This window comes from Enterococcus malodoratus ATCC 43197 (assembly GCF_000407185.1).
GTDB classification, from domain to species: Bacteria; Bacillota; Bacilli; order Lactobacillales; family Enterococcaceae; genus Enterococcus_A; species Enterococcus_A malodoratus.
In genome coordinates this window covers 433,091-456,447 of sequence record NZ_KE136483.1, presented here as the reverse complement: position 1 = coordinate 456,447, position 23,357 = coordinate 433,091, and the positions used below count along the sequence as shown (strand labels likewise).

20 protein-coding genes are annotated in these 23,357 nt (G+C 37.6%); 1 reads left to right on the top strand and 19 read right to left on the bottom strand.

Annotated features, from left to right (window positions below; translation table 11 throughout):
* Position 1 precedes the first annotated feature (1 nt).
* The 19 genes from I585_RS17605 to I585_RS17515 form a co-directional block, all read right to left on the bottom strand.
* Positions 2-1,420, bottom strand: coding sequence for a glycoside hydrolase family 32 protein (locus tag I585_RS17605; RefSeq protein ID WP_249023829.1), 1,419 nt, complete (start codon positions 1,418-1,420; stop codon positions 2-4).
* Between the two features lie 237 nt (positions 1,421-1,657).
* Positions 1,658-2,977 carry an IS1380 family transposase gene (locus I585_RS17600; protein WP_010740676.1) on the bottom strand — a complete coding sequence of 440 codons (1,320 nt, stop codon included), beginning with the start codon at positions 2,975-2,977 and terminating at the stop codon, positions 1,658-1,660.
* A gap of 147 nt (positions 2,978-3,124) precedes the next feature.
* Entirely contained in the window at positions 3,125-3,577 is a 453-nt protein-coding gene (locus tag I585_RS17595; protein WP_010740679.1) for a DUF624 domain-containing protein, read from the bottom strand.
* A gap of 105 nt (positions 3,578-3,682) precedes the next feature.
* Complete coding sequence (locus I585_RS17590; RefSeq protein WP_010740680.1) at positions 3,683-4,792, bottom strand: ABC transporter ATP-binding protein; 1,110 nt, start codon at positions 4,790-4,792, stop codon at positions 3,683-3,685.
* A 121-nt stretch (positions 4,793-4,913) separates the two neighbouring features.
* The gene (locus I585_RS17585) at positions 4,914-5,777 is read right to left on the bottom strand and encodes a helix-turn-helix domain-containing protein (RefSeq protein WP_010740681.1); all 864 of its coding nucleotides are present in this window, start codon (positions 5,775-5,777) and stop codon (positions 4,914-4,916) included.
* Positions 5,778-6,219: 442 nt separating this feature from the next.
* Positions 6,220-7,044, bottom strand: coding sequence for a mannose/fructose/sorbose PTS transporter subunit IID (locus tag I585_RS17580; RefSeq protein WP_010740682.1), 825 nt, complete (start codon positions 7,042-7,044; stop codon positions 6,220-6,222).
* A 16-nt stretch (positions 7,045-7,060) separates the two neighbouring features.
* Entirely contained in the window at positions 7,061-7,855 is a 795-nt protein-coding gene (locus tag I585_RS17575) for a PTS mannose/fructose/sorbose transporter subunit IIC (RefSeq protein WP_010740683.1), read from the bottom strand.
* Positions 7,856-7,872: 17 nt separating this feature from the next.
* Positions 7,873-8,364 (bottom strand): PTS sugar transporter subunit IIB, encoded by a 492-nt coding sequence (locus tag I585_RS17570; protein ID WP_010740684.1) that lies wholly within the window; start codon positions 8,362-8,364, stop codon positions 7,873-7,875.
* On the bottom strand, positions 8,361-8,798 hold the full coding sequence (locus I585_RS17565; protein ID WP_010740685.1) for a mannose/fructose/sorbose PTS transporter subunit IIA: 438 nt from the start codon (positions 8,796-8,798) through the stop codon (positions 8,361-8,363). The genes I585_RS17570 and I585_RS17565 overlap by 4 nt, the downstream gene beginning before the upstream one ends.
* Positions 8,799-8,981: 183 nt before the next feature.
* On the bottom strand, positions 8,982-11,783 hold the full coding sequence (locus I585_RS17560) for a sigma-54-dependent transcriptional regulator (RefSeq protein ID WP_010740686.1): 2,802 nt from the start codon (positions 11,781-11,783) through the stop codon (positions 8,982-8,984).
* Positions 11,784-11,825: 42 nt separating this feature from the next.
* The gene (locus I585_RS17555; protein ID WP_010740687.1) at positions 11,826-12,641 is read right to left on the bottom strand and encodes an HAD family hydrolase; all 816 of its coding nucleotides are present in this window, start codon (positions 12,639-12,641) and stop codon (positions 11,826-11,828) included.
* Between the two features lie 71 nt (positions 12,642-12,712).
* Positions 12,713-13,459, bottom strand: coding sequence for a DeoR/GlpR family DNA-binding transcription regulator (locus I585_RS17550; RefSeq protein ID WP_010740688.1), 747 nt, complete (start codon positions 13,457-13,459; stop codon positions 12,713-12,715).
* A gap of 130 nt (positions 13,460-13,589) precedes the next feature.
* Positions 13,590-14,555 (bottom strand): carbohydrate kinase family protein, encoded by a 966-nt coding sequence (locus tag I585_RS17545; protein WP_010740689.1) that lies wholly within the window; start codon positions 14,553-14,555, stop codon positions 13,590-13,592.
* A 54-nt stretch (positions 14,556-14,609) separates the two neighbouring features.
* Positions 14,610-16,109, bottom strand: a complete 1,500-nt coding sequence (locus I585_RS17540) for a glycoside hydrolase family 32 protein (RefSeq protein WP_010740690.1) — start codon at positions 16,107-16,109, stop codon at positions 14,610-14,612.
* 43 nt (positions 16,110-16,152) lie between these two features.
* The gene (locus I585_RS17535; RefSeq protein WP_010740691.1) at positions 16,153-17,265 is read right to left on the bottom strand and encodes an ABC transporter ATP-binding protein; all 1,113 of its coding nucleotides are present in this window, start codon (positions 17,263-17,265) and stop codon (positions 16,153-16,155) included.
* A gap of 64 nt (positions 17,266-17,329) precedes the next feature.
* Positions 17,330-18,694 carry a NosD domain-containing protein gene (locus I585_RS17530; protein ID WP_010740692.1) on the bottom strand — a complete coding sequence of 455 codons (1,365 nt, stop codon included), beginning with the start codon at positions 18,692-18,694 and terminating at the stop codon, positions 17,330-17,332.
* 69 nt (positions 18,695-18,763) lie between these two features.
* Positions 18,764-19,594: a carbohydrate ABC transporter permease gene (locus tag I585_RS17525; protein ID WP_010740693.1), complete on the bottom strand. Its 831-nt coding sequence runs from the start codon at positions 19,592-19,594 to the stop codon at positions 18,764-18,766.
* A 13-nt stretch (positions 19,595-19,607) separates the two neighbouring features.
* Positions 19,608-20,495 carry a carbohydrate ABC transporter permease gene (locus tag I585_RS17520; RefSeq protein WP_010740694.1) on the bottom strand — a complete coding sequence of 296 codons (888 nt, stop codon included), beginning with the start codon at positions 20,493-20,495 and terminating at the stop codon, positions 19,608-19,610.
* Between the two features lie 23 nt (positions 20,496-20,518).
* Positions 20,519-21,820, bottom strand: a complete 1,302-nt coding sequence (locus I585_RS17515) for an ABC transporter substrate-binding protein (protein WP_010740695.1) — start codon at positions 21,818-21,820, stop codon at positions 20,519-20,521.
* Positions 21,821-22,373: 553 nt separating this feature from the next.
* Between I585_RS17515 and I585_RS17510 the strand changes: the two genes are divergently transcribed.
* A complete protein-coding gene (locus I585_RS17510) occupies positions 22,374-23,354 on the top strand; it encodes a LacI family DNA-binding transcriptional regulator (protein WP_010740696.1) in 981 nt (326 codons plus the stop codon).
* Positions 23,355-23,357 lie beyond the last annotated feature (3 nt).

Here is a 23,357-nt window from a genome sequence, read left to right as displayed (position 1 = left end):
TTTATCCCTCCATTTTGAGTGAATAATTTTCTAGTTGCTCTATGACTAATAAATCTTCTGATTTGATAACAAATAGTTCATCGCTATTTGTTGGATATACTCGGTTTGTAACGACATATTCCCCTTCATTAATAAATAGTTCTAGCGCATTTGTATCCAGAATCAGACGAACAAGAAGCTTTCCATCATTCACACTTAATGGAGCGACAGAATTATCTTTGTTCCCCACTCCTGAAAGCTCTCTATCTACCAAAACCGTCATCTGCTTCAAGTCAAAATGAATCCTTGTTTTTTCTTTCATGTCTTTTGAACATTTTACAAAAATGTCAAAGGCTTCTGCCTTAGATTTTTCCATATCGATGGTAAGTAATACGTCCGAAGCGCTCGTTAGTGAAGTATTGAAACTTGATTTAGAATCTATTTGAAGATCTTCCACAAGCTCTGAATCTACACGATAATCGTTCAATTCTACGATTGGGTATTGGTAAAGTTTGTTCTTCTTAATTGTTAACTCCCGTGCAATTGTCATCGCTCCGGCCCAACCATCATTCTTTTCAGGCATTTCAGCAAACCAGATGTTCATCCAAGCAATCATTATCCTTCTGTTTTTTCCATCAGTAAATGTTTGTGGTGCATAAAAATCCTTGCCATAATCTAAAGTGAAGAAGTCTTTTTGTTCAAACTTACATGTATCGTAGTTAAAATTTCCCAATAAGTAATACGGACTACTGTTTTTAGTCCCAAACATCGGAGATATAATTAAAATATCTTGTTCATCAAGTGTAAATAGATCTGGGCACTCCCACATATCTCCTTGCTGTCCGTTACTTTCAGTCGCGATGCCTCGATACTCCCAATCCTTCAAATCTTGGGAGCTATAGATTGCAGCCTTCCCTTTTCCATCCTTCTTTGTCCCTATGATGGCATAATACATCTCATCCTTTTTCCATATCTTAGGATCGCGAAAATCTTCGGTCGCTTCGTTTGGAAATGTAGGGATTGCTGGGTTATTTGAAGATTTTGAAAAACTTCTTCCATCTTTCGAAAAAGCAATATTCTGCGTCTGACGCGGCGTTCTACCATCAACATTTCCTGTATACATTAAGACTAGTTGCTCCTCTACCGAAATCGCACTACCTGAAAAACAACCATGCCCTTGTTCAACACTGGAATAGTCGTATTCTTCTGATGGAGCAAGAGCAACAGGAAGATATTCCCATTTAATTCCATCGCTACTTTTAGAATGTCCCCAATGCATCGGTCCCCACTCAACATCATAAGGATAAAATTGGAAAAACAAATGATATTCACCTTGGTGGAAAACTAAGCCATTAGGATCATTCATCCAACCTAGCGGTGTCATAAAGTGCATTTTCAATCTAGATTTTTTTCCCTGTACACTTGCTCCGTTCTCTTTAATATAGTCATTTGCTTTTTTTAACTCATTTTCATGATCCTGAATAATTCATAGATCTAATTTTTTTGGGAAAATAACGTTTATACATCGATTTGAGTTGAATTTTCTTTTTTCAACCGGTTTGTACTTGCGAAAACAGATTTCCTTTTGTTTTTTTAACGAAGATAGGGAATCTGGAGCTGTTTTTGGGCGCACGAATCCCTTAGTGATTCCATGTCTTTTTAAAAGCTGATTGCTATTTTACACTTGCCAACTGAGTTGCTGGATTTTGTCCAGTAACTGATAAAACAAGTCTTGATAGACATGGGAGGAGCTCATCCGTAAAAGCAATCTACGGCCACTGCGGACTAATTTACCCGCGACCTTGAACAGGCGGAGCCGCAATGTGTCGACTTGGAATGTCGCTTCCTTTTCAGGTAGACATATGGTCTTCATGAAGTTGACCAGGTTGTAAGCCAACAGGCTTACCATCATCCGTGCATGATTTTCCAAGAAGCTTGAGCTATCCGTCTTGTCGAAATAGAACCCATTTTTTGCTTCCTTGATGAAGTTCTCCATGGTGCCGCGTTTATGGTAAATCTGGAAGATGGTTTTCGCGGATAGTTCCTCGTGAAAATTAGTGACCACGTACTCGTGACTGAACACCAGCTGATTCGATTCCCGAGTCGATTTGATACAGATTCGACGTCTTTGGGACCAGCTATTGGCTTGATAGAACGCGGAATAGTAGTGGACTTCCCTTTCCTCCCAGGGATGGTCGTCCCCAACCAGGACAAAGGTTTCCGCTAGTTTTTCCACGACTTTATTTGATTTCAGGCGGATGACATAGAAACTTTCGTTGGATTCACACGTATCATAGACCTCGGGCGTCGCAAAGCCGCTGTCTCCCCGGACCAAAATATCAGTGCAGGGAAGGACTTGACGGTAATGTGTGAGCATCGGTGCCAGAAAATCTTTTACACCTTTTGACGTATACACATTTCCAGAACGAAGTTCTGCTTTCAGAAAGTCTCCCGTAAGGCCATCGAAGGCTACCAACGGATGATAGCCCTGTGTGCCGTAATGGGCATTGTGCTCAGTCTTTTCTTGATTCCCGAACGTATCCGAATGTGTGGAATCTAAATCGATGATCATTTGGGTATTGTTCCGTTCCATGCGGACCTTGTCCAGCATGGCTTGGTTCAGTTCCTGGAACTGTGCAATGTTCTCCTCGCTGATCCGGTCCCAGAAGCGGGATAGCGAGGCCTGGGAGGCGATGGCTTCCTTATCCAAAACCAACCGAAAAATGGGATCTTCCTTCAAGAGATTGGCGGATGAATCTGCGGAATATCCGGCAATCAACTGGAAGAGCAGCTGTTCGAGCAGGGAGATGTTGTCATGAGTCCAATAAATACGGTCCTCATTGAAGTGGAGGAATTGCTTCGCGAACGAATAAAATCCAAGCGAATTCATGAATTCCTTCACCAAGATGAGACCGGCATCTGACGAAAGATTACCACCGGTGTTTGACACCACCATTTTAGAGTTGAATTTTACGTGTTTTTCCTGTAATGTAGCCATTGAGAGAACCCCTTTCTTGGTTTAGTTTAGACACTTTAACCATAGCAGATTGGGGTTCTTTTTGTACACCCAAAGGGTGCGGTAAAAGAAAAGAAGAACCGTGCGTTAATAAGCTTTTAATAGAGTTTCAGAAATTCTATGAATTATTCAGGGTAACAAATAGAAATTAAGTTTAGGATTGATTAAGAAAATACCGACTAGTCTTTTTAAATTGTTTTTTTTATTATGGACAGGTGTGTTGATTGCATAAGCCACCAAAAGTAATAACATTGCTCCTGTCATGATGAAATATACTCTATTGAAAAATTGTCCAAGTAGCACAACCTGAGCACCCCAAAGAATAATCAAGAGCAACAGCATAAAATAGGAAGTGTTTATCGAAAAAAAAGATTCTTTAAATCCCTTAAAAAAATCCTTCGCCCTTATTTCTTCCCCATCGTTTATCCTACCTATTCCTTGAACAAGGTTATATCCGCTAGGTATGATACCAAAAATAATTCCGCCAAAAAGTACCCCAATGATGAAGAGAAGATTCAACACAATTAATTGATAAACCAATTCAAAAAGTCTATGAAATTTAGTAAACCGCTTAATATCCATATTTTTCCACCTTACTTATATTGTCGTAACAATAAATTACTCTTAACCTGAGGCACAATAACCAAATGAGCCATTCCCTTCAAACAAACGATCAACGAGTAACTTTTAAGGAATCGAAATAACTTCCTCAGTTTCTATATCAAAGAAATGAGCCTTACTACCATTAAACGCTAGTTTTATTTTCTCCTTTGGTTCTAAAAAGTCGCGTGCATCTACTTTGGATACAAACTCAGTTGTTCCTACTTTTGAATACAGCATTGTTTCAGCACCCAATAATTCAGAAACAACAACTTCTGCAATCACTGTTGAGTCTGGAGTTACTTCTATTGCAATCGGTTCTGCGTGGATATCTTCTGGACGAATTCCGAAAATCAACTTCTTACCTTCATACCCTTTGGCCTTTAAAACTTTATATTTCCCTTCTGCAACACGCAAGCGCAAATCATTACCATCTGTAATATATCCATTAGTAAGAGTAACATCAAAGAAATTCATGGCTGGTGATCCGATAAAACTAGCTACAAAAACATTTTTTGGTTTATTGTAGACTTCTTGGGGTGATCCAATCTGCTGAACAATACCATCTTTCATAATTACAATACGATCAGCCATAGTCATCGCCTCTGTTTGATCATGCGTAACATAAATAGTAGTCGTATTTAAACGCTGGTGAAGCTTAGCAATTTCTGCGCGCATAGCAACTCTCAGTTTTGCATCTAAATTTGATAAAGGTTCATCCATTAGAAAAACCTTTGCATCACGAACGATAGCTCTTCCAAGGGCTACTCGCTGTCTTTGTCCACCAGATAATGAGGCTGGCTTTTTATTCAAGTAATCGGTCAAGCCTAATATTTCTGCCGCATTCTCCACTCTCTTTTTGATCTCGTCTTTATCAAATTTCCGTAACTTTAAGCCAAAAGCCATATTATCAAAAACTGTCATATGTGGATACAGCGCATAGTTTTGAAATACCATCGCTATATCTCGGTCCTTTGGCGCAACCTCGTTCATTCTTTCTCCATTAATGAGAAATTCGCCTTCAGAAATACTCTCGAGACCTGCAACCATCCTTAAAGTAGTAGATTTACCACATCCAGATGGTCCTACAAAAACAATAAATTCCCTATCTGCTATTTCAAGATTGAAATCAGTTACAGAATAATTGTCATTGTTCTCGTATTTTTTATAAATATGTTTCAATGATAATTCTGTCATCAATAGTCCTCCATTTCTATTTGATATAAAATACCATAAATGAAAGCGCTGTATATTTCATCGTCAACCTGCCTAAAATAAAAGTTGATTACTAGGTAAAATATCCAAACGGAAAAGTCCCTCAAGAAAAAAGCGAGACGAGTAAATAGCATAAAAAAAGAGAATTATTATTTTTTAGATTGAGCATCGTTCGTTCTTGGAATTTATCAATTTTATAAAGTAACGAGTTCCGGTGCATAAACAATTCTTTTGCTGCTGAACTAAAATTACCTTGTTGTTCCCATAATACTCTAATTAAACGTCTCATTTCTTCATCATCAAACCAGTCTTGATATAATGACAATAAGAGTCCACTCTCACTAGCAATCTGGTTAGAAAAGACAGAAATGATGCAATCGGATAGTTCCAAACATTTCACGTTAAAATTCTTTTTCAAAGAATCAATGAATGCTTTCTTTTCTTCACGAAATAATTGGCTAAAATCATGTTTCCATACATGAAACGATCCTAAAAAAAGCCTTGTTGAAAAATCAAAATCCATATCTAAAGCAAGAAAAATCCCCTCTAAGTCATTCACAAATAAATTATCTAGACCTCTCTTTTCAACGATTAATAAAAATTGTTGGTAGAAAAAAAGGTCTACAGAATTCGGAAATATCTCTCGTATTTCTTTCAAGATGCTTTCTTTCTGAGAGTCTTCTAAATGTTTCATATAAACTTGGATTATCCGGTATTCACCATCCTCTGTATTTTGTTTGTTCTCAAACAAAATCTCATACCAAGGATGTCTTTTTTTGTTGATTGATTGACTTTGATTTAATCTAGAAAATAAGAGAACTTCTCGTTCAGTTAAATCCTCCCTCAAGAAACATGCATACCCATCTAAGATTGGAACGTTTATGGTTTCACTGGAGAATGGTCCTTTTTTTAACAACATTGCTTCTGGATAAATAGCTTGGATTTCTTTAAAGCTCATCCTTTCCATATTCTTCACCTCCTCTTCGGTAATCAAACTCCGCATCTTCTTTTCATAATAAATAAATCTGATAATAATTTCAATATCGCTACGAAAACGAGATTGAAATTATTAATCAATACAAATAATATGAAAATCGTCGCATTTACAGTATAAATTACTTTTATTTCAACCATTACCGAAACTTTCTGTAAAGAAAAAGCCCAATCATCAACTTAAATGACTGGGCTTCATGGTAGTATAAACGTATTTAAAGATAAAACAACACTTATCATCGGTAACCGAAAAAGTAATACGCTGCAAAATCTCTTTTTTCTTATGTCATAGCTAACAGATTTTCTATCTAATCTTTGACTATTATTTTATCTCACAAAGTAATTCTTTTTCTATAAATCACGTTTGATACGATCCATAGGTATGAGCATTAAGGTTTTGTCAAAGAAAATACAAACTATCCTAAAAATCCAAAGCCTTTACCAAGTATTCCAACAATAAAAATTGCAATAATGATTAACAGTGGACTAACATTTTTCTTTAATAACCATGAAACAAATAAGGTCAAAAGTAATGCCAACAATCCTGGCATAATACTATCTAAAACATCCTGAACAGTTTGTGTAACTACCTTACCACTGTCATTAGTAATCTTCGTGGCAACAATTGGAATGTTAATTGTAGTCCATTTATTGACCAATGCTCCCATTACGAACAACCCAACGATCGAGGCTCCTTCAGTCAATTTCTTGATACGATCGCCAGCCATCTCTTTAATGATTTCATTACCCTTTTCATAGCCTAAGGTTAAACCAAAATATTTGGTTGCTAAACGGATAACATTGATTGCGACAAAGAATAACAACGGACCTCCCATACTACCACTCAATGCCAATGACGCACCTAATGCTGCTAGTACTGGTCGTGCTGTTCCCCAAAAAATTGGATCACCCACACCTGCTAAAGGCCCCATCAATCCAATTTTCATTGCGGCAATTGAACTTCCAGGAAGGTTTTTCTTGTTTGACTTTTCTTCCTCCATCGCGGTAACTACACCAAATATTGGAGCCGTCAGCCAAGGTTGTGTATTAAACCATTCTAAATGACGTTGTAAGGCTTCATTCCGTTCCTTTCCAGGAGCATAAAGTCTTTTGATTGCTGGAATCATCACGAAACAGAATCCCATATTTTGAACTCTCTCAAAGTTAAATGATCCGAGTAAAAGGTTTGAACGCCAAAACATACTGTGTAAATCTCTTTTTGTTACTGCTTTATTTTCCATCTTTTTCCCCTCTCTATCATGCATCTAAATCGTCATCATCGTAGCTCATAGCTGCTTGCTCTGTCGCAACTACTGTTTTATTGCTGTTAATGTATTTCAACTGAATAAATAGTAGAGCGAAGCATAATCCTAGACCGCCAAAGCCAACAAGATTGAAATTTGTAAAAGCAGCGAATAGGAAACCAATGTAGAAGAATGGTTTTAGATTTGGAACATCCATCATATTGATCACCATGGCATAACCAACAACCACGATGATGCCTCCACCGATTTGTAAACCACCAGTAATCACCTCTGGAATACTATTCAAGAAGTTGCTTACTGCTTGTGCGCTAATCATAGAAATAATCAACGTCGGAATCATCACTCGAAGCGCCTGCATGGCTAGAGCCAACAAATGCATCGCTTCTATTCCACGAAAATTACCTTCCGCTGCATAGTTATCTGCCTTGTGGACAAAGAAAACTGTGATTGTTCGGACAAAAATGGTCAGTGCTTGACCAGCAGCTGCTAATGGTACAGCTATTGCGATTCCTTCTCCAATTCCCTGATTAGCTGTGATAACTAAGATAGTGGAGATAACTGATGCGATTGCTGTATCCGGCGCCATAGCAAGTCCAACATTCATCCAACCTAACGCCATCATTTCCAATGTACCACCAAGAATAATACCAGTAGTTATATCTCCCAAAACAAGTCCTACCAACGTACATGCCACTAATGGACGATGTGTTTGCGCTTCGTCAAGTACGCTTCCCATCCCACAGATTCCCGCTACGATTAATAGCAGAATTATTTGTAATCCATTCATATTTATCACTCCTTCTGCTATTTAGTTAACTCGGTTTCCAATACTTTGGAAAAATCAGCGCTATTATCACCAGGTAATTGACGCATCTCCAGTTTTACTCCGAGATTTGCCAACTGTCTAAATGCCGTGACATTGTTCTCGTCCACACTCACTGCTTTCGTAATGTGTATACGATCTTTTTCAAAACGCATCCCACCAACATTTACTTCCTTCAAATCCACTCCACCTTCAACTAATCGAACAATATCTTCAGGCTTTTCAAATAATAGAAATGCCGTTGTATTTTCATATCGTGGAGAATGATATGCTCGAATCATCTTGTCCACTGTTACAGCACTGGCCTTCATATTTGCAGGTGCGACTGACAAAACCAATGTTTTACGCATTTCATCATTTGCCACACCATCAGATACAATAATAATTCTTTCAGCAGGTCGTAACTTTACCCACTTGGTTAATACTTGTCCATGAATAAAACGATCATCAATTCTTGCTAATACAATGTTCACAGTAAATCATCCTCCTTCGTTTCTTGTTCCTGAATTACTTTAATCTGTTCCGAAAATACTTTGAAACTTTCTTGATTGATAGTTTTCAATGCACCTGTTAACTCTGAAATGGATAGGGACTCTTTCAAAGCACCAGCTTCCAAAAGTACCGGAAGGTTCACACCAGTTACAATATCCATGTTTTTCTTGTCAAAAACCAATTGTGTCGCTGAATTGTATGGGGTTCCTCCGAAGACATCTACCATGAATAAGACTTCTTCTTCAGGGGGAAATTGTTCCAACTGTTGTTGAAATTTTTCTTGTAATTGCGGAATTCCTTCTCCCTTTAAAAAGGGAATTGCAACTATCTTTTCATCTTTACCAAAAATCATTTGAAAAGCATCTAATAATCCGGTGGATAATTGTCCATGGCCACTTACAATAATTGCTGTCATCTACTTCTCTCCTCTCTACAATGAATAAAGCAATTTGTGTGCCAAACAGTGTTTCAAAATTCATATATCCTTCTAAATATTGTTCTACCAATCCATTTTTATTGAAAAAAAAGCAAGTATATCAGAAAATAAAACACTTTCTGAAACGCTTGCTTTTTACCCTTATTAGTTTTAAAACACTTTTTACAGTTCTGAAACACTTTTATCATCTATTAACATTTCTGCTATAAAAATTTTTTCATCTTTTGAAACTTTCAATTGCAATCCTTCCTCAATCCGTCGTAAGCTCTCTTCCACATGATCTAGTATCTCTGATACTTCTTTGGAAACAGTCTCCTCAAAACTCAATGGCGTCTGTTTAATCACGCGCTCAAATACAAAGGCCGTGTGAACAACTAGCTTAATAATTTGTGAATTAGGAAATGAAACACCTAATACTGATCCCAAATCTGAAACCCACTCTAAAAGCATATCAGTTACATGGTATGGATTCAGATATACTAGGTATGTTTTCAGTGTGTCTTCACACAGATCCTTGACTACGATATTCTTCTGACCAGTTTTATCCAAGGGTAGATTTGTTACACCAATCACCTGTTTTAATATCTCTTCTCCAGTACCTTCAATTAAGTACTCCAAAGAAATGTGAGGTGCGTCTATCTTCGGATCTTTCGTACCCACGCTAGCAATTATTTGAAATTTTTCTAAAAGTTCTGGAATTTTTTCTTTCAATTTTAATGCAGAAACCGTTAACACTTGAATAGCATCGTCTGTTGAATCATAGATGATATTTGTAATTAACCCCTCTATTTTTTTTGCTGTTCCACTACCGGTTGTACAAATTGACAAAATCGCTTTAGGCTTCCCTCGACTATCATCATGCAAATGGATTGAAGCAAAAAAATCCTTTTTTACTGAATCATAAACTGCATTCAAATCAAGATCCATATAATTAATTTTTCGAACAACATCAAGCACAATCGAAGTAGTTACGTTAGGAATCGTTTTGATTTTAACACCGCTTGTCTGTTCCAATCGTTCTCCCATCATCGCCGGTGATCCCATGTCCACCAACATCAAGACCCCTTTTCCGCAATCAAGCGCTTTGACTTTTTCAACCATCGCTTCAAATAATTCTTGCGGTGAAAGCGTCAGAGGCATATTTAACGCTTCGATTGGTGCTGCTCCTAAAAGATCAGTAGCCACCTCTACCATTGAAGTAGCAGTAGTATTCCCATGAGCTACGACTAAAACACTCACCTTTTGGGTTTCATCAAGTGTTTCAATGGATGCAATCAACATCGTTAAATAAATGACTTCAATTTCAGGAATCAAAAGATTGAACTCATTCTTGATTTCTTGTTTAAATAATAAAGCGACTTGATACTCCTTGTCGTGCTCACGCTTGACTTCTTCAATCTCACTATCAATTAAGATGTTGGATTGTTTTCCCCGCCTTAGATACGCATCAATATGCATACCAATGTAGTAAATAAAACGACGATCAAAATGGCAATCCAACTCTCTTTCAGCAATTTTTTTCAAACCTTCAGCAAACATGGGTATCTTTTTATCGACAAATTTTAACAAATTATAATTCGCACTGTTTTCTTTTACAAAATTGCGTATATATAGATGCAAGTCTGTTAAAATATATTGGTGAATATTCTCTTCATCAATTCCTTGGTCCTTTAATACCTTGACTTTTTCTTCAATTGATTCATAGATATTAAACTCATTGAACTCTTCATTCGACAAATTGGCTTGTTCTTCTGGATAGATCACGGTCATCACACTGATCAAGCCTGACAATTCCTTGGCTTTTTCGAGATTGGTACGACTTGATGCCCAATCAGATTGGATTTCGGCAGGCAAATAGCGTAAACGGATCTCGATCTCCTCAGTTTGATGTAAATTGTTAAGAAAAGCCTGTGCACAAATTAGTTGTACATGTGATTTCAATTGACCAACATTACCAAAATTCGCAGCTTGAATCAAAGCGCTGAATACATCAATATTAATTCGCATCGTCTTTTGTATGCGCTTGGACTCATTTCCAAATAAGAACTTGATTAATTCCACTCGCTCCTTTATTGAGCGCTCCCGTAAGGAAGGAATCATAATCGTCATTGGAATTCTTCTAAGAAAAGTCCCTAATAAAGCTGAAGAAGGATTTTCTGTTGTTGCACAGATTATCAATACCTTAGCATGCCGCTTCACGTTATTTTCACCTAATCGATTAAAGGTTCCATTATCGATGAAATAAAAAAGCATTTCCTGTCCTTCTGGTGGTAAACGATGCACTTCATCTAGTAATAAAATTCCACCATCCACTTGTTCAACTAAACCTGCATGATCTTCATCAGCACCGGTAAACGCTCCTTTGCAATAGCCGAAAAGATGTGACAACAGTAATTGTGGATTATGGTAGTAATCAGCACAATTAAAACTTTCAAAGGGGGCTTCTTCTGGTAATATATTTTCATACTTCGCGTATTCAAAGATTCGATTCGCAAAAAAAGTTTTCCCTGACCCGGTAGGACCTAACAACAACATATGTAAGCCAAAAGGAGGGTAATATACCGCCGCCTTGGCTTGCGAAATCGGTTTTTTTAAACTTCCATCATGACCAATTACACGATCAAAAGGATTTTTCTTTATCCTTTGAACTTTTACAGATTTATTTTTGTGATCAAAAGCTAGTAACTCTTGTAGGCTTTTCACTTCTGTTTCTTGCGAAATGGTCCTCTCAAATAGTTCTTCAATAAGTATAGTTGGAAAATATTTCACTGGATAAGTCTTTACCTTGATCAGTTTCTGGGCCCGAACTAGCTTATTAAGTTCTAAACTTGCATTAGAGCGAGTCAATTGTAAAGCAGAAGCGATTTCTTGTGCAGAACTGCCCTCATCAGAAAGGATCTGCTCCTTTGAGGCATTCTGCCAAATTTCCAACAATTTTTGATACACTTTATCGATTCGTTTCACCGTTTACACCTCAATTATTGATACACTTTTTCTCATTATATCTTAATGAAAGAAAGTTGCCAATGCGTGGTAGAATCCATTTTCATTATTTCCTCTAGTTACTATATCTGATGAACGTTTCACTACTTCAGGCGCATTCCCCATTGCAATACCAATCCCAGCTTTCACAAGCATCGGTAAATCGTTATAGTTATCACCGATCGCTAAAATTTCTTTTAAATCAACATGAAGCGCCTGTGCAATCAAATTCATGGCTGTCAATTTTGATACTTGCTGATGAGTAACTTCTAGATAGGTTTCTTTCGACCGATAAAAAGAAATATCCAAGAGTTCAGATTGTCTTAGCTTTTCTTCTACTATCTCTAGCATTTCTGGATTCCCCATTATTAAAAATTTATGGACAGGATGATAGTCTTTCAAGAATTCTTTTAAGTTCACTATTTTTGGCCGCATTTCAGTAATGGCGGCTTCTTGGCAGTGCCACCTATCGAGAGCTTCAACATACCAATGTTCATCAGAATAAACACTGATACTAACATCCGCACAGTGCTGTTTTACTAGTTTATAAATAAGCAATGCATCTAAGCGTTCTACTGGTAAACTATACAGTGATACAAATTTTTTGTTCTTCTCTTCTCGAACAATTAGTGCACCGTTATAGCAAACTAATGGCGTTTTCAGCCCTAACTCCTTCGTTACTTCCGTCATCGCCAATGGTGGTCTTGCTGATGCTAAAACTGTTGGAATACCAACAGTGTTCATTCTTTGAATGATTTCTTTTGTCTCACCTGTCAGCTGATGTCGTTCATCCAGCAAGGTCCCATCAATGTCACTAAAAACTAACTTAATCGTACTCATGCTATCCCTCCTAATGCTTTTGATCAGTTAAAAAAGACTTCCCGAAGCTACACGATTCGTTATTTTCACATCTAATACAAGATATTGGTACTCTTTTCAAACAACGATAATTGATTTGGTTTTAGCTCTTGATCGGTAATAAATACGTCAATATCTTCATATTCGCCACCCCTGAACGTCGACTGTTTTTGAAATTTTTGCTGCTCTGAAATCAAAACAACCTTGCGCGTTCGTTGAATTACTTTGCGTTTAATTCTAGCGTTCTGCTTTTCCTTAAAATAGAAACCATCTTCTTCAAGACTCGCAGCCCCAATTAGACTTAGATCAAACTTCACTTGACCTAATTGCTCCAATGCTTCTTCACCATAGAAAAAACGGTTCTTATCATCAAATTTTCCACCTAAAACGGTCAAGTTAATTAAGGGCTGATTTGCAAGTACAAATGCATTATCAAGTGCGTGGGTGTATATTTGACAAGGTACTTTAATATTTTGCGATACCTGTAAAAGTGTTGTTGACACATCGATGAAACAGACACTATTCGGTTGAATTTGTTTTACAGCAAGCTGAGCCATCTTTTGTTTTTCCTGTGAAAGCTGATTTAATCGCTCAAAGTAATTTAAGACCTGTAATTTTTCTTCAGGCATTATGATGCCACCATGCGTACGGATTACTTTTCCATTTTCAACCAATTGGATAATATCTCTTCTAGCGGTATCTCTGGAAATGTCAAATTGCTCTACGATTTCTTGGGTGCTAACCTCCCCTTTGTCCTCCAGCATCAACATAATTTTTTTAAGACGTTTCTCTTGATACAATTTCAACCCCTCGCTTTCATCCATATAGTAGCATTTTTAATAAGCATTTAAAAGTATTTTTAAGTTTTTGTATGCATTTAAACAAATATAAAAGCATAAATGCGCACATTTATGCTTTTATATTGTATTCTTATTTACTAATTGTCAGAAATTTATTTATAGTCTCAATCTCTGGCATCGAGCAAAGTGCCCCTTTTTTTGTAGTAATTAGTGAAGCTGCTCCATTAGCGAACGTCAACATCTCAGTTAGTTGTTCTTTCGTTAATTCTTTCAGACCATAGTCAAGAATAAATTGAAGTACACATCCACAAAAAGTATCCCCTGCACCAGTAGTTTCGATGGTCTGTTCATTCTTAAAAGCACGAACTTCAATCATATCTTCTTCATAATATGCTCGGCTTCCCTTATCCCCCATCGAAACAAGGATCAATTTAATCGGATATTTATCTCTAATTTTTTTAACCCCTTTTGAATAATCCTCTTCTCCTGTAAGCCATTGAATTTCGTTGTCTGATATTTTAAGAATATCACAATAACTAAGCCCGACTTCTACTTGTTTTCGAGCCTCTTCTAAATTCTCCCATAATGGTTCACGAATATTGGGATCAAATGAAATCAGGCAATCATTGCTTTTAGCGATAGTCAGTGCCTTTTTCGTTGCATTGCTTACTCCTTCATGGGTCATGGAAAGTGTTCCAAAATGAAAAATCCTTGATTGCTTGATTACCTCTTCGTTTACTTCCTGTTCATTTAATTGCATATCTGCTCCTGGATTACGACAAAAAGTAAAATCTCTGTCCCCGTCTTCCCCATTATGCACAAAGGCTAAGGTGGTGTGAACATCTTCATCAAAGGACAAATTGCTCATATCAATTCCCAATTTTTCGGCCTTTTCTTTCAAAAACCAACCAAAATTATCATCCCCGACTTTCCCAATGAACGCTACATTGCGATTAAATTTTCTTAACATCGCTAATACATTACAGGGTGCGCCACCAGGATTCATTTCCAATAATGGATTGCCTTGTTCACTTAGACCATTTTGAGTAAAATCAATTAGAATTTCGCCTAGGGCGGTTACATCAATCGTTTTCATTTTCATCCTCCATATTCAAATGCTCGAAGATCTGTACTTTCTTCGAGCATTTGGCTACATTGTTTTCGTTAATTCCCACGTTTCAAGCTGATCGATCACAAGTGTGCCCTCAGCAACAGAAACATAGTTCTTATTTTGATCCTCTTTAGCAAAAACATTTAGACTGTGATTCGTTTTATAATCATCAGTGAAAATCTCTATAGAGGATTGATCTACAAACAAGTGAATCTTTAGTGTTGCTTTATCCTTTAGTAGCAAATTACTTTTTGTAGTTCCTTGACTCCAATCGTCTGAGTTGTCGCGAGAAACTCTCAGCATCTGCTTTCTTAAATCGAAGGTCGCAATCGTAGCTAGATGATCGTTGCTCCTCAAGCGTAGCTCAAAGGAATCAGCGGTACTGTTAGCAAGATCGATCGTCATTTTCAGTTCAAAACAATTGCCGTTAGCTGTAGGAATCAATCGTTCGCCTTTTTCAATAATGGACTTTTCATGGATCGCTTCAACTGATTTCCGAATGGAGCGCAGCTCTTCTATAGGCACAAACTTCAATGTATTATCCGTGTCAAGAATTGCTTCTCGCGGAAGGTTAAAAGAACCACACCAGCCTTCTTTGAAGGTTGGCCCCCAATCCTTCCACCACGGCATCCAATCCCAACCATTCGCCCACGCAATAAGAATGCGTCTGCCGGATTGATCAACAAATGATTGCGGTGCATAATAATCAAATCCCCAATCAATATTTCCTACAGTCGTGTAATTGAACTTTCCAGTTTCATAATTCATATCTCCGACTAAATAAATACTCGTTCGTTCTTTCACTCCCATTGGAGAAAACGTTAGAACATACTTTTCTCCGTTGGCATTTTTCAATGGGAAAAAATCGGGACATTCCCACATATAGCCAAATTCTCCTCGGCTTTCTGCAAGAACATTAAAGAAGTCCCAATCTTCTAAATTTTTTGAACGATACAATAGTGCTTGTCCAAGCTCATCCTTTTTCCCACTACATACCAAATAGAAATAATCTTCATGCTTCCAAACTTTTGGGTCGCGAAACTCGCCCACATCATAACCACTTGGCGGAGCAGCAATAACCGGGTTCTTTTCACTTTTGACAAAATGGATACCATCATCGCTGTATGCCATACACTGATTTTGAACAAACCCGTCTCCATAAATTGTCGAGGCGGTGTATAAAAGATAGAGCCGCCCTTCATGTTCGATTGCACTTCCAGAGAAACAGCCACCTTTGGGATGATTGTCATAGGTTTCGCTTGGTGCTAACGCAAGAGGTAAGTATTCCCAGTGCAGCATGTCATCACTGATTGCGTGTCCCCAGTGCATTGATCCCCAATAGGAGTCATAAGGATTATATTGATAGAAGAAATGGTACTTACCTTTAAAATAAATGAGCCCATTCGGATCATTTAGCCAGCCTTCTTCAGCCATAAAATGATACTTTTGGCGCATTGCTCCCTTCCCCACTTCTGATCTTTTCTTATCTATTTCAGCTTGAGCACGAACAATATTTTTTTTCATTAATTCAATGGACAAGAGAATCCCTCCTAACTTTAACGATCACTTTCCAACGATAAACTTACTTCGTACACTTAATTCTCAATTCTGTCTTTGGATCAAAGAAATGCCCCTTTGAGAGTTCTAACGCTAAGCGAACAACCTCACCTGGACGATGGAAGTCTCTAGCATTAACTTTAGAAACAAATTCTGTTTCGTCAATTTTGCTGTATAACAACGTTTCTGATCCTAAAAGCTCTGACACGACAATCGTTGCATCTATTGCTGACTCAATAACTGAATCCAAGACGATCTGTTCGCTTCTAATATCTTCTGGCCGAATACCGAAAATCAAGTCTTTTCCTTCATAGCCCTTAGCCACGAGCACTTTATTCTCACCTTCTGGTACTTTTAACTTGAAATTTCGTCCATAAGTGATATAGCCATTTTTTAAGGTCACATTGAAAAAATTCATTGCAGGTGAACCAATGAAACTTGCAACAAAGACATTTTCAGGCAAATCATATACTTCTTTAGGACTACCAATCTGTTGAATCAAACCATCCATCATAATGACGATCCGATCCGCCATTGTCATCGCTTCTGTCTGATCATGAGTAACATAAATGGTTGTCGTTCCTAAGCGTTGATGCAATTTTGCGATTTCAGCACGCATGGATACACGTAGTTTTGCGTCCAAATTAGACAAGGGCTCATCCATCAAAAAGACTTGAGCATCACGGACGATCGCACGACCTAAAGCGACACGTTGACGTTGTCCTCCAGATAAAGCCGCGGGTTTTCTCTTTAGATACTCCGTTAAGCCTAAAATTTCCGCCGCTTCTTCTACCTTCTTTTTAATTTCAGCTGTTGGATATTTTCTGAGCTTTAAGCCAAAGGCCATATTGTCAAATACAGTCATATGTGGATAGAGCGCATAATTTTGAAAGACCATTGCGATATCTCGATCCTTTGGTGCTACATTGTTGATGACTCTATCACCGATTTTCAATTCTCCTTCAGTGATATCCTCAAGACCTGCTACCATCCGAAGGGTTGTAGATTTCCCACAACCAGAAGGACCTACAAAGACGATAAATTCCTTTTCATCAATTTCTAAATTGAAATCAGTTACGGTATAATTCTCCGCATTCGAATATTTTTTATAAATATGTTGCATGGAAAGTGTTCCCATCGTTTTTACCCTCACTTTTTATACTATTAAACACTGCTAAACCTTAAAGATAGTTTAATAGTGCTTACCTTAATTCGTTCAATATAGAATGCTTAGCTGGAGTCGGAGTTGCTCTAAAGGCATTGTCTTCTTTATCCAGTTCAACTTGCGCTTCAGAACCAGAGTCGAGCACCGTATTTCCAAAAGATTGTCTTTCAATTAATACCGTCTTGACCTCAAGAGCCTCGTTTGCATCATTGGTCAATAAGGCTTCTACTTGTGATGCAAAACAGGAATCACTGGATGTTAATTCTGATTTTGTAGCGACTATATGATTATTAGAAATATAATTTCCATTACCAGTAACAACATGGATAATTACAGGAGTTGCTCCTTTTGGTGAAATTTGATCCTTGTCAATAATTTCAGAAAAATGGTTGCCAATCACCGTGTTGCTGTTACCATTGATTGATAAAAGTCCGAAGGTATCATCTAAACCGTTATTCCTTCCTTGCAACGGTGCCCAAGGTTCATGATCATGCAAAAGATGGTTTGATGAAATAGAATTTTCGGAGCTATTTTTATCTAAAATAACCATTCCTGGGTAAAAGGCATGAAGTCTGTTATTGCTAATAAGTGAGCGAGTAACTCCTTCAAGATGAATACAGCTAGCTCCTCTAGGGAAAACATTATTTGCCGTCACTAGCAGTCCACCAAAATTCTCTGCATAAATGGAATAGCCCTTGAAACCTGCACCAATCAAATTATCTGTCACCTTCGATGCCTGTCCCCAACCGCGTAATTCTATACAGCTCCCACATTCCGCGATAAAATTATCATGAATTGTAAGTGCATCCGCGTGATAGGAAATAATTCCATGCTCCAAATAGACAAATCCCATGCCTGTAATTCGAAACGAATCATTCGCACTGGCAACGTGTATTCCCGTTATCCCATTTGTATAAGTGTTTTCTGGATTCGTTTCATCCGAACCATCATCGACAAAGTGTAAGCCGTCGATACAAAAATTTGAAAATTCAACAGAACTAATTCGCGGATCACCGCTACGCTGAATGTAGAATGCCGCGCCAGCAGCCTCTTCTTTCGATGAACCCGACAGATCGACAAGAATGCGACTGCCGCCAGGCCAAAGCTCATGTAGATCACTCCATTCATCCTCTGGCACATTATAGCGGATACTAGAAGAAGTAAAGCCATGTCCAGAACCCATGATCTTTAAGAAACTAATATCAATAACAACCTGTGTTTTCAAGTGATAATCACCTGGTGGAATATAGATGACTGCCCCTGGTTTCCCTCCATCATTTTCATCAATCTCTTTTTGTCTTTTTTTAATGTCTAAAAGAATACTGTTAATGACTTCGCCAATATCGTTAAATGGATCTCCTATTGCCCATTGGGTTACATCATAATAATTTTTACTCACCATTACTCCTCCTGATGAGCGATTATTTAATTAGAATCGCTCTTTTGTTCCTTCAAATACGTTTTGTTTTGACTAGCTCTTAACTGAACCAGCGGTTATTCCTTGAACAATGAATCGCTGTGCCACGATTGATAAAACCATTACAGGTAAACTAAAAATTAGAGCTCCCGCACACATCGGACCCAAGTCCATACTATAAGCTGATAAAAATTCGGATAATCCGACCGTAAATGTTTTTGCCTCTGTACTAGTCAATAACAACGACAATAAAAATTCATTCCAAGATAGAAATAGCGTAAATACAAAGGCTGTAGCCAAACCTGGTGTACAGATCGGCAAGATGATTCGAATAAATGTCTGGAGACTTGAAGCCCCATCCATACAAGCTGCTTCATCAATACTTGTTGGAATCCCTTCATAGAAACCAAGCATGACCCACATAACAAAAGGCATATTTATCGCTGCATAAACAATAATTAAGGCAACTCTCGTATCATACAAACCAAGATTTGTAATCAACTCATAGATCGGTACAGCAATACTCGATGTCGGAATCATTTTTAAACACAACACGACAATAATCAAAAAGGTGGCAATCTTAGCTCCTGAACGTTGAATAGCATAGGAAGATAACGCCCCTAAAATTACTGCAATCAAAGTACTGCAAACAGCAACTAAAAAACTATTAAAAATGTAATGAAAAGCCGGCATCCGTTCAAACAAGCCAGTGAAATTTTCCACAGATAGAACCGTTGGAAAAAATTTTGCAGGAATTGAAACAACTTCAGCACCTGGCTTGAAGGATGAACTAATCAAGTACAGATAGGGAAACAGCCAGACTACAGCACAGACAACCGCCAGAATTATCAGTAATTTACTTTGAACACTTCTTTTTTTCTCCACTTGATATCCCCTCCTACACCGATTGTTTTTTCTTCGGGTTCCATAGTCCTTGCATGAACACTAGAGTGAACACAACGAGTACTACCACAAGTATTAATGCCATGGCACTTGCATACCCGACTTTGTTGTATCTGGTCAGTGTTTTATAGATGACAACACTGATAAGTTCTGATGAATTGTTCGGTCCACCCTGCGTCATCGCCCAAACAATATCGAATGTTCTTGCAGCATCAATAATTCGGATGGATAATGCGGTTAATAATACTGGTTTAATATTTGGTAGTTTGATTTTAATAATTTTTTGCCACCAATTTGCCCCATCAATCGTAGCCGCTTCAATCATGCTTCCATCAAGCCCTTGAAGACCGGCAAGAATCATCAGCATCATGAACGGGGTCGTTAACCAAATATCCGCAAAACAACAAGCCAATAACGACCATTTCTCATCCGCAAGCCAAAGGATCTGGTTCGAATTTTCAAGAAGACCAACATTTACTAATAGTTGATTGATAATGCCAAACTGCGCGCTCAACATTAACTTCCAAATCAAACCAGCCACTAGCGGTGCAATCATTAGTGGGGTCAAAATGAGTGACCGGATGACCTTGTTTCCTTTAAAGTTTTCTTCAAAAACCAAGGCTAGGATCGTTCCTAATATTAGTTCGACAACAACAGCAATAAAGATGTAGACAAGCGTATTTTTTAACGGCTGTAAAAAGCTTTCATTTCCAAAAGCTTTAATATAATTGTCAAAACCAACAAACTCCTTCATACCATTTGGATCAAAGCTATATAGACTATCAAAAGCCATTTTGAAAATCGGATAAATCATAAAAATCCCCATAAATAATGCGCCTGGTAAAAAGAAGGCAAGCACGGTTTTTCTGGATATCAACTGCATGGTTTTTCCTCCTTGTTCTTGTCTTACTCTATGATGGTCTCAATTTCAGATTTCGCATCTTTAAGAGCATCTTTAGGAGTCGCTTTTCCAGATAACGCCGACTGAACAGCTTTAGCTAGCACTTCTTCAATTTCTGTCCAATAAGGAGTAGCAGGTCTATTTTGAGAGTAATCATTATCTAACGTTTCTAATACAGCTCCGAGATGCTCATCGCCTGCTTGTGTTTCATACTTTTCATATATGGACGTTCTCCCTGCGATCTTCAATGAACCTTCAGTCATATATTTCTCGTTATTGTCATACATAAATTTCAGATATTCGATTGCTGCCTCTTGATTCTCAGAATTTTTCATCACACATTGATACCATGGTCCTGTTGTAGCGGCTACACCAGCAGAGCCGCCGATCATTGGTGCTACACCAACTTTTTCCTTATTCAGTTCATAAGCAGCCGGATATTGATGGCTCCAGTTTAATTGCATCGCAAGTTTTCCATTATTAAACATTTCCTGAGCCTCAGTAGATGCGACAGATAGTGTTTCTTCAGGTGCATAGCCTTTTTCATAGAGATCACATAGATATTGCAACGCATCAACATAAGGTTTTTCATCAACCAATACTTCATTATCCTTACCTAAAACTAACGGTTTTGCTCCAGCCTGTGATGCTTGATCAAGGAAACTACAAACCGTATCTCCAGATGCCATCCCGAAAACAGCGGTTCCATACATATCATCTTTAGTAAAGAATTCCGCACATTCTTTGTATTCTTCCCAAGTAGTAGGGACTTTTAAATCGTGACCATATTTCTTGTTGAATTCTGTTTTATTTTTCTCATCTTCAAAGAGATCTTTTCTATAAATGAGTACTTTACTATTAATCCACATCGGAAGTCCTAACAACTTATCATTCAACGTCCCACCCTCTTCAAGTGTCGGAAGAAAATCAGAAGTGATCTTGTCATCCACTGATTTATTAAGTGGTGTTAATGCGTTTTCAAAAGCGGATAACCAGAGAACGTCCAGACAAACAACATCATGAGCCGCCGATTTTGATTTCACTTCTGTCGAAACTTTGTCATACATTCCAGAATAAGGAACTGAATCGACCACTACCTTATAACCTGTTTCCTTTTTGAAAGCATCAGCAGTACTATTAGCGATCTTCTCAGCAGGACTTCCACTTTCTACAAGGACTGTAATTGTCTTGTCCTTTCCTGCTTCTTTACTTTCCGAACCATTTCCACAAGCAGAAAGTACTAATGTGCTTACCAGTGTCAAAGCCGCTAAAGCAAACACGCCAAATCTCTTTTTATTCTTTTTCATTTTTCCACTACCTTTCTTTTCGACCATTTAAGAATTAAATGAAAATGACAATCAATTATTCCAGCAATACATTCAAACCTAATCTTGGCGGCTTTTTTATGAACCGCTTTCATTACAAATCTATACACAGTGTTAAAAAGGAACCAAGTTAATCTTAGTTGATTCACTACCTCCTTTTCATTTTTGTAAGCTCTTTCTAACACCCTACGCCGTAAGTATAAAATATGAAATTATTAATGTCAAACGTTTTCAAAAATATTTTCTCTAATTCGTTAAAATGGGATTAGAAATAAAAAAGGAAGGAACGAATTTTAGTTTAGAAAAAGGCCGTTCCCGATGGCACACTCTTTCTTATCCCAAAAAAAGTGTTTTAATATTGAAATCCAAATGACGCATTTTAATGAAAATATTTTCATAAATTGCTTGAAATTATCTATTCCACATTGTATGATAGCCGTATGATAACTAGACAGTAATTTACAAACGCTTCCACTCGAAGCGTTACAGTCATTTGAGTTACGTAAACCATCAGGTAAAGAGAGGCTGCACAAATATGGACAAAGTGGGAATAAAGGCGATCGCAGAAAAAAGTGGTGTTTCCCTAACTACTGTTTCAAGATATTTTAATAAACCAGAGCTATTATCACAAAAAACAAAAGATAAAATACAAGCAGTGATTCAAGAATTAAATTATAGTCAGGATAACGTTGCCAGAATATTAGTAACAGGAAAATCTAATCTTGTAGGCGTCATTTTCCCTCAGTTACACCTTAGCTTCTACACAGAATTGCTGAATCAGCTCATTCAATTTGGGGAAGAAAAAGACTACAGTTTTATTGTTTATACCTCAAGAGATACGAAAGAAGAAGAACTAAACGTCATCGACATGTTAAAGTCCTATCGTGTAAAAGGGATTATTTTATTAAGTCATATTCTGGATTCAGAGAACATTGAAAAATTAGATGTTCCCATCATCTCAATTGAGCGTGCTGGTGGGGATTTTTGCCAAATCAATAACGATAATTATACTGGTGGCAAGCTTGCTGGGGAAAAATTGATGGCTGACGGATGTGAAGTATTGATCCATATTAATAATGGATATTATGATGATTGGCCTTCCTTCAAACGAATTGTAGGATTTGAATTTTCAGTGAAGGATGCGCTTCATGAAACAATCATTCGTGAAGAACTGACCGACCCATATTCTGAAGAAGCATCCACTACTATGTCTGTGGTTCTAGATAATTTACTTGAAAAATATCCAAATAAAAAAATGGGTGTTTTCTGCTCAAACGATGATATTGCAAATATGCTTCAAAGAGACTGCATACGAAAAGGGATAAAAATACCAGAAGAGTTAGAAATAATCGGGTATGATAATTCCCCAGTATCTGACAACGCTATTTACCCCATCACATCAATAGACCAAAATATTCCATTGATGGCAGAAATAGCTGTGAATTCGTTAGATACGTACATCCCTCACGAAAATGTAGTAGCTGCGAAACTGATAGAAAAGGGTACCACTTTATAGATT

Excerpts from the sequence above, each read along its gene's own strand:
- I585_RS17515 (WP_010740695.1), bottom strand. The coding sequence starts at position 21,820 with ATGAAAAAGAATAAAAAGAGATTTGGCGTGTTTGCTTTAGCGGCTTTG.
- I585_RS17580 (WP_010740682.1), bottom strand. The coding sequence starts at position 7,044 with ATGGAAAATAAAGCAGTAACAAAAAGAGATTTACACAGTATGTTTTGG.
- I585_RS17575 (WP_010740683.1), bottom strand. The coding sequence starts at position 7,855 with ATGAATGGATTACAAATAATTCTGCTATTAATCGTAGCGGGAATCTGT.
- I585_RS17600 (WP_010740676.1), bottom strand. The coding sequence starts at position 2,977 with ATGGCTACATTACAGGAAAAACACGTAAAATTCAACTCTAAAATGGTG.
- I585_RS17590 (WP_010740680.1), bottom strand. The coding sequence starts at position 4,792 with ATGACAGAATTATCATTGAAACATATTTATAAAAAATACGAGAACAAT.
- I585_RS17555 (WP_010740687.1), bottom strand. The coding sequence starts at position 12,641 with ATGAGTACGATTAAGTTAGTTTTTAGTGACATTGATGGGACCTTGCTG.
- I585_RS17595 (WP_010740679.1), bottom strand. The coding sequence starts at position 3,577 with ATGGATATTAAGCGGTTTACTAAATTTCATAGACTTTTTGAATTGGTT.
- I585_RS17545 (WP_010740689.1), bottom strand. The coding sequence starts at position 14,555 with ATGAAAACGATTGATGTAACCGCCCTAGGCGAAATTCTAATTGATTTT.
- I585_RS17565 (WP_010740685.1), bottom strand. The coding sequence starts at position 8,798 with ATGACAGCAATTATTGTAAGTGGCCATGGACAATTATCCACCGGATTA.
- I585_RS17520 (WP_010740694.1), bottom strand. The coding sequence starts at position 20,495 with ATGCAGTTGATATCCAGAAAAACCGTGCTTGCCTTCTTTTTACCAGGC.
- I585_RS17510 (WP_010740696.1), top strand. The coding sequence starts at position 22,374 with ATGGACAAAGTGGGAATAAAGGCGATCGCAGAAAAAAGTGGTGTTTCC.
- I585_RS17585 (WP_010740681.1), bottom strand. The coding sequence starts at position 5,777 with ATGGAAAGGATGAGCTTTAAAGAAATCCAAGCTATTTATCCAGAAGCA.
- I585_RS17535 (WP_010740691.1), bottom strand. The coding sequence starts at position 17,265 with ATGGGAACACTTTCCATGCAACATATTTATAAAAAATATTCGAATGCG.
- I585_RS17530 (WP_010740692.1), bottom strand. The coding sequence starts at position 18,694 with ATGGTGAGTAAAAATTATTATGATGTAACCCAATGGGCAATAGGAGAT.